The 16,688-nt window shown below is 53.5% G+C and carries 14 protein-coding genes; 6 read left to right on the top strand and 8 right to left on the bottom strand.

Annotation, left to right across the window (positions count from 1 at the left end):
• The first annotated feature begins 60 nt into the window (after nucleotides 1–60).
• From fdnG to PGR10_RS23100, 5 genes are all read left to right on the top strand, one after another.
• Nucleotides 61–3,111, top strand: coding sequence for a formate dehydrogenase-N subunit alpha (gene fdnG, locus PGR10_RS23120; RefSeq protein ID WP_155960843.1), 3,051 nt, complete (start codon nucleotides 61–63; stop codon nucleotides 3,109–3,111).
• Nucleotides 3,112–3,123: 12 nt separating this feature from the next.
• Nucleotides 3,124–4,026 (top strand): formate dehydrogenase subunit beta, encoded by a 903-nt coding sequence (gene fdxH, locus PGR10_RS23115; protein WP_032712975.1) that lies wholly within the window; start codon nucleotides 3,124–3,126, stop codon nucleotides 4,024–4,026.
• Nucleotides 4,023–4,649: a formate dehydrogenase cytochrome b556 subunit gene (fdoI, locus tag PGR10_RS23110; protein WP_015368962.1), complete on the top strand. Its 627-nt coding sequence runs from the start codon at nucleotides 4,023–4,025 to the stop codon at nucleotides 4,647–4,649. Before fdxH ends, fdoI begins: the two co-directional genes overlap by 4 nt.
• Before the next feature lie 5 nt (nucleotides 4,650–4,654).
• A complete protein-coding gene (fdhE, locus tag PGR10_RS23105; protein WP_015368963.1) occupies nucleotides 4,655–5,584 on the top strand; it encodes a formate dehydrogenase accessory protein FdhE in 930 nt (309 codons plus the stop codon).
• 249 nt (nucleotides 5,585–5,833) lie between these two features.
• Nucleotides 5,834–6,751, top strand: coding sequence for an alpha/beta hydrolase (locus PGR10_RS23100; protein WP_430924180.1), 918 nt, complete (start codon nucleotides 5,834–5,836; stop codon nucleotides 6,749–6,751).
• Between the two features lie 16 nt (nucleotides 6,752–6,767).
• On the opposite strand, the gene fabY is transcribed toward PGR10_RS23100, so the two are convergent.
• From fabY to typA, 8 genes are all read right to left on the bottom strand, one after another.
• Nucleotides 6,768–7,709 carry a fatty acid biosynthesis protein FabY gene (fabY, locus tag PGR10_RS23095; protein WP_015368966.1) on the bottom strand — a complete coding sequence of 314 codons (942 nt, stop codon included), beginning with the start codon at nucleotides 7,707–7,709 and terminating at the stop codon, nucleotides 6,768–6,770.
• Between the two features lie 44 nt (nucleotides 7,710–7,753).
• The gene (gene dtd / locus PGR10_RS23090) at nucleotides 7,754–8,191 is read right to left on the bottom strand and encodes a D-aminoacyl-tRNA deacylase (protein ID WP_015368967.1); all 438 of its coding nucleotides are present in this window, start codon (nucleotides 8,189–8,191) and stop codon (nucleotides 7,754–7,756) included.
• Nucleotides 8,188–9,048 (bottom strand): virulence factor BrkB family protein, encoded by an 861-nt coding sequence (locus PGR10_RS23085; RefSeq protein ID WP_015368968.1) that lies wholly within the window; start codon nucleotides 9,046–9,048, stop codon nucleotides 8,188–8,190. The genes dtd and PGR10_RS23085 overlap by 4 nt, the downstream gene beginning before the upstream one ends.
• Complete coding sequence (gene yihX / locus PGR10_RS23080) at nucleotides 9,042–9,641, bottom strand: glucose-1-phosphatase (protein ID WP_015368969.1); 600 nt, start codon at nucleotides 9,639–9,641, stop codon at nucleotides 9,042–9,044. Before yihX ends, PGR10_RS23085 begins: the two co-directional genes overlap by 7 nt.
• A 151-nt stretch (nucleotides 9,642–9,792) precedes the next feature.
• Entirely contained in the window at nucleotides 9,793–11,052 is a 1,260-nt protein-coding gene (locus PGR10_RS23075) for an MFS transporter (protein ID WP_430924179.1), read from the bottom strand.
• Nucleotides 11,053–11,149: 97 nt separating this feature from the next.
• Nucleotides 11,150–12,130: a sugar phosphate isomerase/epimerase family protein gene (locus tag PGR10_RS23070; RefSeq protein ID WP_087858751.1), complete on the bottom strand. Its 981-nt coding sequence runs from the start codon at nucleotides 12,128–12,130 to the stop codon at nucleotides 11,150–11,152.
• Between the two features lie 7 nt (nucleotides 12,131–12,137).
• Nucleotides 12,138–12,848, bottom strand: a complete 711-nt coding sequence (locus PGR10_RS23065) for a GntR family transcriptional regulator (RefSeq protein ID WP_430924177.1) — start codon at nucleotides 12,846–12,848, stop codon at nucleotides 12,138–12,140.
• Nucleotides 12,849–13,053: 205 nt separating this feature from the next.
• On the bottom strand, nucleotides 13,054–14,877 hold the full coding sequence (typA, locus tag PGR10_RS23060) for a ribosome-dependent GTPase TypA (protein WP_015368970.1): 1,824 nt from the start codon (nucleotides 14,875–14,877) through the stop codon (nucleotides 13,054–13,056).
• A gap of 376 nt (nucleotides 14,878–15,253) precedes the next feature.
• On the opposite strand from typA, the gene glnA reads away from it, so the two are divergent.
• Entirely contained in the window at nucleotides 15,254–16,663 is a 1,410-nt protein-coding gene (glnA, locus tag PGR10_RS23055) for a glutamate--ammonia ligase (protein ID WP_015368971.1), read from the top strand.
• Nucleotides 16,664–16,688: the final 25 nt, after the last annotated feature.

The following is a 16,688-nucleotide window of genomic DNA, read 5'->3' as shown; positions in this document are numbered from 1 at the left end:
TGCGGCCTTCACCGCAAAGTAAATAACTACATGTGACAATGTCGAAACAAGGAGCGAACCATGCAGGTCAGCAGAAGGCAGTTCTTTAAGATCTGCGCTGGCGGTATGGCAGGCACGACGGCAGCAGCGCTGGGCTTTGCCCCGGCTACTGCGCTCGCGGAAACCCGGCAGTACAAACTGCTGCGTACTCGCGAAACCCGCAACACCTGTACGTACTGTTCCGTTGGCTGCGGGCTATTGATGTATAGCCTCGGCGACGGTGCGAAAAACGCCAAAGCATCCATTTTCCATATCGAAGGCGATCCGGATCATCCGGTAAACCGTGGTGCGCTCTGCCCGAAAGGGGCCGGTCTGGTGGACTTTATCCATTCTGAAAGCCGCCTGAAATTCCCGGAATATCGCGCGCCAGGTTCTGATAAATGGCAGCAAATCAGCTGGGACGAAGCGTTCGATCGCATCGCGAAGCTGATGAAAGAAGACCGTGACGCCAACTTTATCGCCCAAAACAGCGCCGGCACCACCGTTAACCGTTGGCTGACCACCGGTATGCTGTGCGCCTCCGCTTCCAGTAACGAAACCGGCTATTTAACGCAAAAATTCACCCGCGCCCTCGGGATGCTGGCGGTGGATAACCAGGCGCGTGTCTGACACGGACCAACGGTAGCAAGTCTTGCTCCAACATTTGGTCGCGGTGCGATGACCAACCACTGGGTTGATATTAAAAACGCCAACCTGATCGTGGTGATGGGCGGTAACGCCGCAGAAGCGCATCCGGTGGGATTCCGCTGGGCGATGGAAGCCAAAATTCATAACGGCGCCAAGCTCATCGTTATCGATCCGCGCTTTACGCGTACGGCGTCGGTGGCTGATTTTTACACCCCGATTCGTTCCGGTACCGACATAACCTTCCTGTCGGGCGTCATCCTGTACCTGCTGAATAACGAAAAATTCAACCGTGAATACACCGAAGCCTATACCAACGCCAGCCTGATCGTGCGTGAGGACTACAGCTTTGATGATGGTCTGTTCAGCGGCTACGATGCCGAAAAACGCCAGTATGACAAAACCAGCTGGAACTATGAGCTGGATGAAAACGGCTTCGCCAAACGCGATACCACGCTACAGCATCCACGCTGCGTCTGGAATCTGCTAAAACAGCACGTTTCCCGCTATACGCCGGATGTGGTCGAAAACATCTGTGGTACGCCGAAGGCCGATTTCCTTAAAGTTTGCGAATATATTGCAGAAACCAGCGCGCACGATAAAACCGCGTCGTTCCTGTATGCTCTCGGCTGGACCCAGCACTCCATCGGCGCGCAGAACATTCGCACCATGGCGATGATCCAGCTGCTGCTTGGCAACATGGGGATGGCAGGCGGCGGCGTCAATGCCCTGCGCGGTCACTCCAATATCCAGGGTCTGACTGACCTCGGCCTGCTCTCAACCAGCCTGCCGGGATACATGTCGCTGCCTAATGAAAAACAGGCCGACCTGCAGACCTACCTGAGCGCCAACACGCCGAAACCGCTGTTGAAAGACCAGGTGAACTACTGGGGCAACTATCCGAAGTTCTTCGTCTCCATGATGAAAGCCTTCTTCGGCGATAAAGCTACGGCAGAAAATAGCTGGGGCTTTGACTGGCTGCCGAAGTGGGATAAGAGCTACGACGTTCTGCAGTATTTCGAGATGATGAATCAGGGCAAAGTGAATGGCTATATTTGCCAGGGCTTTAACCCGGTCGCCTCGTTCCCGAACAAAAACAAGGTGGTGGCTTCCCTGTCGAAGCTGAAGTTCCTTGTGACCATCGACCCGCTCAACACCGAAACGTCCACCTTCTGGCAAAACCACGGTGAGTCCAACGATGTTGATCCGGCGAAAATCCAGACCGAAGTGTTCCGCCTGCCGTCCACCTGCTTCGCCGAAGAAAACGGTTCTATCGTCAACTCCGGCCGCTGGCTGCAGTGGCACTGGAAAGGCGCGGACGCCCCGGGGATCGCCGTGACCGATGGTGAAATCCTCGCCGGTATCTTCACCCGCCTGCGTAAGATGTATGCCGAAGAAGGCGGCCCAACACCGGAGCCGGTGCTTAACATGACGTGGAACTACTCCACGCCGCACGAGCCGGCGTCTGAAGAAGTGGCGATGGAAAGCAACGGTAAAGCGCTGGCGGATATCATCGATCCGGCAACCGGCGCGGTAATCGTTAAGAAAGGGCAGCAGTTGAGCTCCTTCGCACAGCTACGCGACGACGGCACGACTTCCAGCGGCTGCTGGATCTTCGCCGGTAGCTGGACGCCGGAAGGCAACCAGATGGCGCGCCGCGATAACGCCGACCCGTCAGGCCTCGGCAATACGCTGGGCTGGGCCTGGGCATGGCCGCTAAACCGCCGCATTCTGTATAACCGCGCCTCCGCGGACCCGCAGGGTAAACCGTGGGATCCGAAGCGTCAGTTGCTGAAATGGGACGGCGCGAAATGGGGCGGAGTGGATATTCCGGATTACAGCGCCGCCGCCCCTGGCAGCGACGTCGGTCCGTTTATCATGCAGCCTGAAGGGATGGGGCGTCTGTTCGCTATCGATAAGATGGCTGAAGGGCCGTTCCCGGAACACTACGAACCGTTTGAAACGCCGCTGGGGACTAACCCGCTGCATCCAAACGTGGTCTCTAACCCGGCCGCTCGCGTCTTTAAAGGCGATCTCGAGCAGATGGGCAAGGCCGAGAAGTTCCCGTACGTCGGCACCACTTACCGCCTGACCGAGCACTTCCACTACTGGACCAAACACGCGCTGCTTAACGCTATCGCGCAGCCGGAACAGTTTGTGGAGATCGGCGAAAAACTGGCGAATAAGCTCGGCATCGGCCACGGCGATACTGTGAAGGTCTCCTCTAACCGCGGCTATATCAAAGCCAAGGCGGTGGTGACCAAGCGTATTCGTACGCTGCAGGTTCACGGTAAAGAGGTGGATACCATCGGTATTCCTATTCACTGGGGCTACGAAGGCGTGGCGAAAAAAGGCTTTATCGCCAATACGCTGACGCCGTTCGTCGGCGACGCCAACACGCAGACGCCGGAGTTTAAGGCCTTCCTCGTGAACGTGGAAAAGGTGTAACGGAGACGACTTATGGCTTATCAATCGCAAGATATTATTCGTCGTTCCGCGACTAACGGTTTCACTCCCGCGCCTCAGGCGCGGGACCACCAGCAGGAAGTGGCGAAGCTTATCGACGTTACCACCTGCATCGGCTGTAAAGCCTGCCAGGTGGCCTGTTCTGAATGGAACGACCTTCGTGACGAAGTGGGTAGCAACGTCGGGGTGTATGACAACCCGGCGGACCTGACCGCCAAGTCATGGACGGTCATGCGCTTCTCGGAAGTGGAACAAAACGACAAGCTGGAATGGCTTATTCGTAAAGATGGCTGCATGCACTGCGCTGACCCGGGCTGCCTGAAGGCCTGTCCGTCAGAAGGCGCGATCATTCAGTACGCTAACGGCATCGTCGACTTCCAGTCTGAGCAGTGTATCGGCTGTGGCTACTGCATCGCAGGTTGCCCGTTCGATGTACCGCGCCTGAACCCGGAAGACAATCGCGTCTACAAATGTACGCTGTGCGTAGACCGCGTGACTGTCGGCCAGGAGCCGGCCTGCGTGAAAACCTGCCCGACCGGCGCTATCCACTTTGGTTCGAAAGAGGATATGAAAACGCTGGCCGGCGAGCGCGTCGCAGAGCTGAAAACCCGCGGTTATGACAAGGCGGGTCTGTACGATCCGGCTGGCGTTGGCGGCACCCACGTGATGTACGTGCTGCACCATGCCGATAAACCGAATCTCTACCACGGTCTGCCAGAGAATCCGGAAATCAGCCAAACGGTGAAATTCTGGAAAGGTATCTGGAAACCGCTGGCGGCGGTCGGCTTTGCTGCGACCTTCGCAGCCAGTATCTTCCACTACGTCGGCGTCGGTCCGAACCGCGCAGATGAAGAAGAAGACAACCTGCATGAAGAGAAAGACGAGGTGCGCAAATGAGAAAACGTGACACCATCGTGCGCTACACGGCGCCGGAACGCATCAACCACTGGATAACCGCCTTCTGCTTTATTCTGGCGGCGGTAAGCGGGTTAGGCTTTTTCTTCCCGTCGTTTAACTGGCTGATGCATATTCTCGGTACGCCGCAGCTGGCGCGTATTCTCCACCCGTTCGTCGGGGTGGTGATGTTCGCGTCGTTTATCATCATGTTTTTCCGTTACTGGCATCACAACCTAATCAATCGGGATGATATCTTTTGGGCGAAGAATATTCGTAAGATCGTCGTCAACGAGGAGGTAGGCGATACCGGGCGTTATAACTTCGGCCAGAAATGCGTATTCTGGGCGGCGATTATTTTCCTGGTGCTGCTGCTGGTAAGCGGCGTGATCATCTGGCGTCCGTACTTTGCGCCTGCATTCTCAATCCCGGTGATCCGATTCGCGCTGATGCTGCATTCTTTTGCCGCAGTCGCGTTAATTGTGGTTATCATGGTGCATATCTACGCCGCCCTTTGGGTGAAAGGCACCATTACCGCGATGGTGGAAGGCTGGGTTACCAAAACGTGGGCGAAGAAACATCACCCGCGCTGGTACCGTGAAGTCCGCCAGAAACAGGAAAAATAGACTGCATGAGTATTCGCATAATCCCGCAAGACGAGCTGGGTTCGAGCGAGAAACGCACGGCGGAAGCAATTCCGCCGCTACTGTTCCCCAGACTGAAGAATCTTTATAACCGCCGCGCAGAGCGCCTGCGCGAGCTGGCCGCCAACAACCCGCTGGGCGATTACCTGCGCTTTGCCGCGCTGATCGCTCATGCGCAGGAAGTGGTGCTGTACGACCATCCGTTGCAGATGGATCTGACTGCCCGCATTAAAGAGGCCAACGATCAGGGCAAGCCGCCGCTGGATATTCACGTATTACCGCGTGATAAACACTGGCACAAGCTACTGCATTCACTGATCGCCGAGCTGAAACCTGAGATGAGCGGCCCGGCGCTGTCGGTTATCGAGAACCTGGAAAAAGCCTCCGGGCCGGAACTGGAAGAGATGGCCAGCGCGCTGTTTGCTTCCGATTTCGCCTCGGTCAGCAGCGACAAAGCGCCGTTTATCTGGGCCGCGCTGTCGCTGTACTGGGCGCAAATGGCCAGCCTGATCCCGGGGAAAGCGCGCGCCGAATACGGCGAGCATCGCCAGTTCTGCCCGGTTTGCGGCTCGATGCCGGTCTCCAGCATCGTGCAAATCGGCACCACTCAGGGGCTGCGCTATCTGCACTGCAACTTGTGTGAAACCGAATGGCATGTGGTGCGCGTAAAATGCAGCAACTGCGAACAGAGCCGCGACCTGCACTACTGGTCGCTGGATAACGAGCAGGCGGCGGTGAAAGCCGAAAGCTGCGGCGACTGCGGGAGCTACCTGAAGATTATGTATCAGGAGAAAGACCCGAAAGTCGAAGCCGTTGCCGACGATTTAGCCTCGCTGGTACTCGATGCTCGCATGGAACAGGAAGGCTTCGCCAGAAGCTCAATTAACCCGTTCATGTTCCCCGGCGAAGGGGAGTAAGTTCTGCGCACCTATAACGGGCGACTCAGGTCGCTCGTTATCATTCATACGGCGTGACCACGCCGGAAATGCTCTCCTTATCCCGATCCTGCTTCTCCAGATATTGTTCAACAGAAGAAGCAGATCTTTGCTGAGAAATACGCTTTTGCGAGCCGCTTTCCACAATGCGATCGCGGCTTTATTCGGTATATCTTTTTCGCAAAAACCAGGCTATAACACTGGATATTAATCCAGTAAAAGGGACTTGCCATGACGTTGGAAAAAGGTATTGCTTCGCTGGTTGAGGAGTTTATTGCTGCGGGGCGGCCACCATCGCGAGAACAGAGTATTGATGACCGGAGAAACGGCTATCTCGCCAGCACCGTTCTCGCAGGGGAAACGGAAACGCGTGTGCAGGTTGAAGACATCACGCTCGATGGCATAACCTTTCGCGTCGTCTCGCCGCCAAAAAGCAACGGCTTGCTACCCACCATTGTGTATTACCACGGCGGCTGTTTTGTGAGCGGCGGCTTTGCCACCCATGACAACCAATTGCGCCAGCTTGCCTGGTTCAGTGGATGCCGGGTGATCGCCGTGCAATACCGCCTCGCCCCGGAATCCCCTTTTCCGGCGGCGCACGATGATGCGGAACGAGGCGCCAACATTATCTATCGGTATGCGCAGCGGCTTGGCGTTGACGCCGCGCGCATCACGCTGGCCGGCGACAGCGCCGGCGGCCACCTCGCCCTGGTCACTGCGCTACGCCTGAAAGCGGCGGGAGTATGGCAACCTGCGCAGCTTATCCTGATTTACCCTATGCTCGACGCTACCGCCAGCATGGCAAGCTATGCCAGCAACGGCGAGGATTACATCATTACCCGGGATACACTGCTTAGCGGCTACGAGATGTATTTAGCGGCCACACCCGCCACCCATCCGGAAGCCAGTCCGCTGTGGCGCGAAGATTTTAACGGGCTGCCGCCGGTTCATATCCTGACGGCCGAATTTGACCCTTTGCGCGATGAAGGAGAAGCGCTGTACCGGCGGTTAATAGCACAGGGAATAGAAAGCACCTGCCAGCGCTATCTGGGCGTCATACACGGTTTCTTTCAGTTAGGCGGGATAAGCCTCGCGGCAAGGCAGGCGATGCGCGATATTGCCTGGCATACGCGAACGCCAGGCCAATAATAATGCCGGAGGCGGGTTACTCTTCCTCGTTCCCGCCCTCTTCATACGAACCGAACGGCTTCGCGGGCAGTACGATATAGGTCCCCTCAAAAACAGCGCCCAGCTTATCGTTACCGAACAGTTCAACCTGAAGCTGCACGCGAGCCTTGCGCCCGCGCGCCAGGCGATCGAGATCGCCGCTTAGCGAGCCCAAATCGGCCACGGCATTCGGCCTCCCGCTGATCGGCTTGCTGTAACGGATATGCGCATCGGCAAGGATAATCGTGCCGCCAAGGTGCCTCTCGCGCAGCATTAACCAGATTAGCCCCCAGCCGGTTAAGGTGGCGAGCGAAAACAGGCTGCCGGCAAATAACGTATGGTGCGGATTCTGGTTACCCGCTTCGGGCATGGTGGTGATAAATTTCTGCCCGGTGTACTGCTGGATGCGCACTCCCATCTTTTCGCTCAGCGGAATGTGCTGATACCAGGCCTGCTGCAGCTGGCCGCACCAGTCGCCGCGGTGCAGGATATCGTCCAACGAAGCAATGGGTTTAATCATCAAGAAGTGGCGAATCGGCGTGGTTGTCGGCGTGGTGATTTCACCCTGGTTCACAAAGCCCAGCTTAGAGAAGAACTCCATCGCGTCTTCACGGGCGCTACAGGTCACCCGCTTCACCCCTTCCTGACGGGCGACTGACTCAAGAGTCATCGCCATAAGGGTGCCTAAACCTTTATCCTGAACGGAAGGATGTACGGCCATAAAGCGGATCGAGGCTTCATTCTCCGCATTAATATACAGCCGGCCGACGGCAACCAGGTTGCCTTCTTCATCGACGACCATCTGATGATGCGCCATGGCATCCCAGGCGTCGCGTTCCGATCCTTTAGGCTGATGCAGCGGCTTACGCAGCATCTCCCAGCGGAATTGATAATAGCTTTCTAACTCTTCTTCTGTTTGCGGTACACGAAGGTGATACATAGCTGTACTCTCTTTTGTTACCCGCAGCCTGCCCGGAAGCTGACTCATACCTGCAACCAAAAGGTCACGGGACCATCGTTTACCAGCGAGACCTGCATATCCGCAGCGAATCTCCCGGTCTGAGTATTCATTTCTTGTTGGCGGCAGCGCTCAACAAAATATTCATACAGCGCTTCCGCTCTGTCCGGCGCCGCGCCTTTGGAAAAACTCGGGCGCATGCCGCGCTCGGTATCGGCCGCCAGCGTAAATTGCGAAACCACCAGCACGCTGCCGCCCGCCTGCTGGACATTAAGATTCATTTTGCCTTCGGCGTCGCTGAAAATGCGATAGCCGAGCACCCGTTCACACAGACGGTTGGCCTTCTGTTCGTCATCGTCTTTCTCGACCCCCAGCAGCACCAGCAGCCCCGGCCCGATTTCACCCGTCACTTCACCCTCCACGGTAACGCTTGCACGGGATACGCGTTGAATTAATGCAATCATGGTTGTTCTGTTTCTTCTTTTTTGAGTTTGCGGTATTCACCGAGAGTGACAGTTATTTCAGCGCCAAGCAAGACGATACACCAGGTCCAGTAAACCCAGACAAACAAAATGGGTACTACCGCAATCACGCCATAAATCAGCTGGTATGACGGAAACATGGTGATATATAAAGCAAAAGCCTTTTTACCGGCTTCAAAAAGCAGTGCCGCCACCAGCGAGCCAATCACCGCATCGCGATTGCGCACCTGGGTGGTGGGCACGATGCTATAAAGCATCCAGAACGCCGCCCACGATAAAATTAGCGGGAATATACGTAGTACATCATCAATGACGCTATTGAGATCGCTGGCCCAACGTAGTGAGAGAAGATAGGAACTGATTGCCAGACTGGCGCCAGCCAACAGCGGCCCGAGAGTCAGGATCATCCAGTAGACCGCAAATGAATAGATCTTTGGTCGCGTCCGACTGCTGCGCCAGATGGTATTCAGCGCGCTATCAATCGAGTACATCAGCAGTAATGAGGTGACGATTAACCCAAAGGCGCCGACGGCCGTCATCCTGCTGGAGTTCGCCACAAACTGTTCGATATATCCCTGAATGACATCGCCGGTCGCCGGAATGAAGTTGGCAAAGATAAAATGGCGGATCTGCACGCTGACGTCGGAGAACATCGGAAAGGCGGCAAACAGGGCAAAAACCACGGCGATCAGCGGTACCAGCGCAAGTAAAGACACGTAGGCAAGATTCCCCGCCAACGTCGTCATGTTGTCTTCTTCAATTCGCCGCCACAGCAGCTTAAGCCAGGCCACCAGCGGCCTGGTATGGTATTTGGTTTTTTGATGAACGCTTTTTAGCATAGCTGCTTCGCAAAGTAGTTGGGGATGGTCTCCTTATCCGTGACCAGAATACTGGTGATCCCCAACTGGTTAGCCCCAGCTATATTATCGGCGTTATCGTCAAAAAAGACCGCGTCTTGCGGCGAAAATCCTTCCGCCTGCAGCACGCTTTGGTAGATACGCGTTTCGGGTTTGCGCATCCCCATCTCTTGCGAAAGATACACATGATCTGCGGCAGCACGCACTTGTGGATATTCGCTTGGCCAGAAAGTGGTATGTAATCGGTTGGTGTTCGAGAGTACGACCACGCGGTGCCCCTGGTCGCGAAGTTTTTGCATGATGTCGGTGACTTCTGGACGCAAGGCGACAAAAACGGCCTGCCAACCGTGGGCAAACTGTTCATAGCTCAGCGGCATGTTCATTTCGTGGCACATCGCGGCGGCAAACTCTTCATCGCTGATCTCCCCGCGTTCATGCTGGTGGAAGGCATCGCCCATGACAAAGTCTTGCTTTAGCGTCGCCAGCGGAATGCGGGTCAAATCACTCCACGTTCCGAGCACCCGGTTGAAGTCAATGTCGACAATCACATTACCTAAATCAAAGATATAGAGCATTTTTGTCTCCTTCCGCGCCGTTGAAGATTAACTGTAGCGGGAAAGAAGAGGTTTGACTATGAACAAACCGGAAACGGCTCACGACATCTCAGGCGCAAAACGACCAAAGCCGCATATCTGCGGCTTTGGTGAAATGGCTGAACGCTTAAAATCAGACCAATGCGGTTTCCAACATATTCTTTCTGCGGTTGATGCGTTTAACCAACATCACCGAAACGAACGCGCCGGCGCAAGCGAAGCAGGCCATGATGCCAAAGACTATCTTGTACCCCACCAGACCCGGATTAAGATCGAGAATGTAGCCGTACAGGCTATAGCAAAACATAGCCGGCGCATAGCCAATGAAGCTCCCCAGCGCCATCGCCGCGCCCGTCTGGTTTTCAGCGATTTTCGCCTCCCCAATCGGGGCAAAAAACACGGCGCGTTGCGTAAAAACAATGGCGCCGAACCCGAGAGTACACACCATACCCAGATAGACCGGCATACTTTCGTGCGGTAACAGAATTAACGCGACTAAAGCCATCGTACTGATACAGAAGGTATAAAAGAGATATTTACTTGGCGATTTGAGGATCTTATCGGCAATTAAACCGCCAATTGGACCACCGATCATTTTTAAACAGTACTGGTTAATAATGCCGTATGCGCCCACCAGGGCTACCGGCAGCATGTAAATGTTCTTCAGGAACGGGATAAAGAAGGTGAGTCCACAGTAAACGGCGTAAACAAAAAACACATTGAAGGCAATCAGCCAGATAGTTTTGTCTTTCAGCACCGAAGAGATGCTGGTTTGTTGCCTGGTGGCGCCTTCATCAGCGGCGGGCGTCGGCTCATCCTTTTGCTTAAGCATGAAAAACAGCAAGATGCCTACAACAATGACAATAATTGCGTAGAACCAAATGCCGGCTTTAAAACCCAGTAAGCCACTGCCAAACCAGGTGAAAATAGCTAATGCGGAAAATGCGATAACGGTGTCGACAATTCCGCGCCCCGTTTCGAAGAAGCCAAATAAACGCCCCTGCTGTTCGCTATTCCCTAACCGACTCACTGATTTTAATAGTACGGGCCAGTTCATCATGTCGCATGTCACGCCAAATAATGCCCAGACAAACAGAATGCCCCAATAGCCGGGCATCGTCGTCAGGTAGATGCCTAACAATCCCGTCGCTATTAGTGAAAATGACATGGTGTAGCGACGCGGAAGTTTATCAGCAAAGTAAATTGACAAGAAAAAACCAATGGTTGTCACCACTGAGTTTACCGACATGGCATTACCAATCTGACCATTGGTCAAATGAAAGTAATCCTGCATCGGTATATAAAACGCATCTTTTAATGAAGGCAGTTTATAAATGGTACCACCACAAAGCGTTAACAGGCTAAATATAGCCCATTTCTTTCTTGTGAGCATAAGATCCCCTGATGACTTAACATCATTTTATTTAAGGACATGGAACATTTAGCTATTAAATTAAAATAGCGGCCATAAATACCAAATTTAATTAAAATTAGCGAGAAAGCACTTTCAGAGCATCATTTTTTATATCGTGTAAGGTGTCCCTGACAAAATTTAACTGGGCGATCGCATCCTGTTTTTCTTTATCCAGCCGGGCTTCAAGTTGCGTTGTATCAGGCAGAGGCGTTTCGCTCATTTGTCGCCACGGGATCCACGGGTTATCGCCTTCAGCCGCAAAGCGGAAAGGCGGCGCGTAATAATCAACTTCTTCTTCCAGTCCGTACGCCATCACCTGTGGTTGCTCCTGGCCCAGACAAATTAACTCAGTCAGCAGCGCCTTAAACGGCATATCACCCAGACCTGAGTTACAGGCCCGGTGCCCAAGCCCGCCATTTTCCGCAATGATACAGGCATCTTTAATGTGAACCTGAGTGACATAGGGTGACATCGCTGCCAACGCCTCAAGCGGTCGTTCATTGGCATTGATCATATTGGCAAAATCAAAGAGCAGCGATAGCGACGGCATCTCGCTTTGTTTAATCAGATTAACCAACTCGATACTTTTTAAATCTTCATGTTGTTCAATGGTAAAAGTGAGTCCAGATTGGCTATACGCCTCTTTAATATATTGAATATCAGCCGTAATTCTTGCCAGAACTTCTTGTAAAGGCCCTTCGTAACGAGGATAAAAACGAACGGAGGTTGCCCCGGTCTTTAATGCGATAGCGACGGCCTGATCGATGGTCTCTTTATCGGAGGCGCTTGTTTCTATATGAATATCCAACCGTAACGCTTTTGCCTGCTCGCCAAAAGCGGCCAATTGCATATTATCCATACAGCTAAGAGAGTAACGCTCACCATCGAGGACATGTATTTTCACACCTTTTAAATGATGGCTATCCGCAATTTTCAATAAATCGACCGGTAAAATTCTCTCCAGCCGCATATTCAGATGATATGCATAAGCATGAAGATAAAGAGGAATATTATCAATGCGAGAAACGATCTTCTCAGCGTTATCTTTAGTGAGCATAAAATACCTACAAGTTAATAAAGAGATCCACAGCCTCAAATCGCCAATATTCGAGATCTATTTGCACGATATTACCTGCACTATCGGCACGATGTTTTTCAATCAGAATAGCGGGCATGCCGGCAGACCCGCCGATGAATTTACTTACATCGCCGGACATTCTCACTGGCCTGAAAGCTAATTTTTTAATAACAACATTTTTATGATAACTCTTCTCCCAAACGGAAGAAAAAGATTGGTTCTTTAGCCTGGTAATAAACTCCGGCGCAACATTCGGGTTGATAAACGTTTCATGATAAAAAACTTTATGCCCTTCCAGCGCCCCCCAGCCGGTTATCAGATATAAATCTTGCGCAGGACAGGTGGCAAAGAGAGCTTCCGTGACGTCGGGATACTCCGTCGTACGTACCTTTTCGATAAAACCCCACGAAGGCTCTCTACCCTGTTCAATCGCTGCCCGCTGAAAGCTGGCCGAAAGCTCCGGGCTATAGTTAAAACGCGGCTGGGCAACGAACCAGCCTTTACGGTCCTTACGAAATATTCTTGATTCCGCCTCCAGGCTGAGCAGCGCCTGGCGCAACGTCATGCGCTTGATACCGAGCAACTCGCCAAGCTCGCGCTCGGACGGCAGTTTTCCACCCGATACCGTCAGGCCCTGCTTTAGCCACAGGTCCAGTTTCTCTTTCGCATTTTCCACAGTGGATGGGTTATTCGTCATTGTTTAATCCATTTGGTTTAAACCAGATGACTCATCTTACTATTGAGCAAAAAAAGAAAGCAATTGCTGCCGCAAGCTTTAAGAATAATTGTGACCGAGCTCTCTCCCGGAGCGACACTGGCGCCGCCCAGGTGATAAGCATGAGGAACAGGCATAAAAAAACCCCGCCGGAGAGGCGAGGTTTGAAGGGTAGCAAGAAGGGTAATTACTCTTCTTTTGCACCGCGCATAGCGCGTTTACGGTCGTTCTCGGTCAGGTGACGTTTACGGATACGGATAGACGTCGGAGTAACTTCTACCAGTTCGTCGTCATCGATGAACTCCAGAGCCTGCTCCAGGGTCATCTTAACCGGCGGAACCAGAACCGTTGCTTCGTCAGTACCGGACGCACGCATGTTGGTCAGTTTCTTACCGGTCAGGCAGTTTACCGTCAGGTCATTAGAACGGCTGTGAATACCGATAATCTGACCTTCGTAAACTTCAGCGCCGTGGCCGAGGAACAGCTTACCGCGATCCTGCAGGCCGAACAGTGCGAACGCAACCGCTTTACCCTGACCGTTAGAGATCAGTACGCCGTTGTTACGCTGGCCCACTTCGCCCGGACGAACATCGTCGTAGTGGCTGAAGGTGGAGTACAGCAGACCGGTACCAGAAGTCATGGTCATGAACTCTGAACGGAAGCCGATCAGACCACGGCTTGGGATCACGTAGTCGAGACGTACGCGGCCTTTACCGTCTGGATTCATGTTTTTCAGGTCGCCTTTACGCTCGCCCAGCGCCTGCATGACAGACCCCTGGTGCTGCTCTTCGACGTCCAGCGTTACGTTTTCGAATGGCTCTTGTTTACGGCCATCGATTTCGCGGAAGATAACTTTCGGACGGGAAACCGCCATCTCGAAACCTTCACGACGCATGTTTTCAATCAGAACGGACAGGTGCAGTTCGCCACGGCCAGAAACGCGGAACGCATCGGCGTCTTCGGTTTCTTCGACGCGCAGCGCAACGTTGTGCACCAGCTCTTTGTTCAGACGGTCCAGGATCTGGCGAGAGGTAACGAACTTACCTTCTTTACCGCAGAACGGAGAGGTGTTGACGTTGAAGAACATAGATACGGTCGGCTCATCAACAGACAGCGCCGGCAGCGCTTCGACGTTCTGCGGGTCGCAGATGGTGTCGGAGATGTTCAGCTCGCCCAGACCGGTGATCGCGATGATGTCGCCGGCTTCGGCTACGTCGCTCTCGATACGCTCGAGACCCAAGTGAGTCAGTACTTTACCGACTTTACCGTTACGGGTTTTCCCTTCGCTATCGATGATAGTGATCTGCTGGTTCGGCTTCACTTTACCGCGCTTGATGCGACCAATGCCGATTACGCCAACGTAGTTGTTGTAGTCGAGCTGGGAGATTTGCATCTGCAGCGGACCGTCAAGGTCAACGTCCGGCGCCGGTACACGGTCAACAATCGCCTGGTACAGCGGGGTCATGTCTTCAGCCATGTCTTCGTGGTCCAGACCCGCGATACCGTTCAGCGCGGAAGCGTAAACGATCGGGAAGTCCAGCTGTTCGTCGGTCGCGTCGAGGTTAACGAACAGGTCGAATACCTGGTCGACAACCCAATCCGGACGCGCGCCCGGACGGTCAACTTTGTTGATGACCACGATCGGCTTCAGACCGTGAGCAAACGCTTTTTTGGTAACAAAGCGCGTCTGCGGCATCGGGCCGTCAAAGGCATCAACCACCAGCAGCACAGAGTCAACCATGGACATAACACGCTCAACTTCACCTCCGAAGTCGGCGTGCCCTGGGGTATCAACGATGTTGATACGGTAATCATTCCATTTGATTGCAGTGTTTTTAGCGAGGATGGTAATCCCACGCTCTTTCTCCAAATCGTTGGAGTCCATCACACGTTCTTGTGCTTCAGTACGTGCGTCGAACGTACCGGATTGCTGTAGCAGCTTATCAACCAGGGTAGTTTTACCATGGTCGACGTGCGCGATGATGGCGATATTACGCAGATTTTCGATCACAACTTTGCCTCAGGCATTAGAAATAGCGCGTTATTGTACACGTATTAAGCGAAGGACTGAACAGGATCACAAAGATCCTCCGCAAACAAGTATTGCAGAGTTTGTTTGTGACCGCTTTCACGGAGCGATAAAAGGGCACCGTAATAAAAATTGCACCAAAATGGTGCTCAACGTTCACATTGAAGCACTATTTTGGTGCATTATCTCCATCATGGTGCAGTCCTTTTGCACTATGGTGCGCATGATACAGCGTTTTACCGTACTTTTAAAAGTTGGCACAGATTTCGCTTTATATTTTTTAAGGCAACAACGCCACTTTTAAGCAGTAAGAAGTTCGTTACCACGACGACAATGACCAATCCGGGAGAGTTTAAGTATGTCCGCTGAACACGTTTTGACGATGCTGAACGAGCACGAAGTGAAGTTTGTCGATCTGCGCTTCACCGATACCAAAGGTAAAGAACAGCACGTCACGATTCCTTCCCATCAGGTAAATGCCGAATTCTTTGAAGAAGGCAAAATGTTTGATGGCTCCTCGATTGGCGGTTGGAAAGGTATTAACGAATCCGACATGGTCCTGATGCCGGATGCCACCACGGCGCTGATCGACCCGTTCTACGAAGAACCGACGCTGATCATCCGCTGCGATATCCTGGAACCAGGCACCCTGCAGGGCTACGACCGCGACCCGCGCTCTATCGCCAAGCGCGCTGAAGAATACCTGCGCGCCACCGGCATCGCCGACACCGTTCTGTTCGGGCCGGAACCAGAATTCTTCCTGTTCGACGACATCCGCTTTGGCGCATCCATCTCTGGTTCCCACGTGGCCATTGACGATATCGAAGGCGCATGGAACTCTTCTACCAAATACGAAGGCGGCAACAAAGGCCACCGTCCGGGCGTGAAAGGCGGTTACTTCCCGGTTCCGCCGGTAGACTCCTCTCAGGATATCCGTTCTACCATGTGTATGATCATGGAAGAGATGGGCCTGGTTGTTGAAGCTCACCACCACGAAGTGGCAACTGCAGGTCAGAACGAAATCGCCACCCGCTTCAACACCATGACCAAAAAAGCGGACGAAATTCAGATCTACAAATACGTTGTACACAACGTCGCTCACCGTTTCGGTAAAACCGCAACCTTCATGCCAAAACCAATGTTTGGCGATAACGGTTCCGGCATGCACTGCCACATGTCCCTGTCCAAGAACGGCGTAAACCTGTTCTCCGGCGACAAATACGCGGGACTGTCTGAGCAAGCGCTGCACTACATCGGCGGCGTTATCAAGCACGCTAAAGCGATCAACGCCCTGGCGAACCCGACCACCAACTCCTACAAGCGTCTGGTCCCGGGTTACGAAGCGCCGGTTATGCTGGCTTACTCCGCCCGTAACCGCTCTGCTTCCATCCGTATTCCGGTGGTTGCCTCGCCGAAAGCGCGTCGTATCGAAGTGCGCTTCCCGGACCCGGCTGCCAACCCATACCTGTGCTTTGCCGCGCTGCTGATGGCCGGTCTGGACGGTATTAAAAACAAAATCCATCCTGGCGATGCGATGGACAAAAACCTGTACGATCTGCCGCCGGAAGAAGCGAAAGAAATCCCGCAGGTTGCAGGTTCTCTGGAAGAAGCCCTGCAGGCTCTGGACGCAGACCGCGAGTTCCTGACCGCAGGCGGCGTCTTCACTGACGAAGCTATCGATGCTTACATCGCCCTGCGCATTGAAGAAAACGACCGCGTACGTATGACTCCGCACCCGGTTGAGTTCGAACTGTACTACAGCGTCTGATTTTGCTGTAAATCCATGGTGTTCC

It is taken from the genome of Klebsiella sp. 141198 (assembly GCF_050600785.1).
GTDB classification, from domain to species: Bacteria; Pseudomonadota; Gammaproteobacteria; order Enterobacterales; family Enterobacteriaceae; genus Klebsiella; species Klebsiella aerogenes.
Note: the sequence above shows the minus strand (reverse complement) of the source record. Positions and strands in the feature narration are given on the sequence as shown.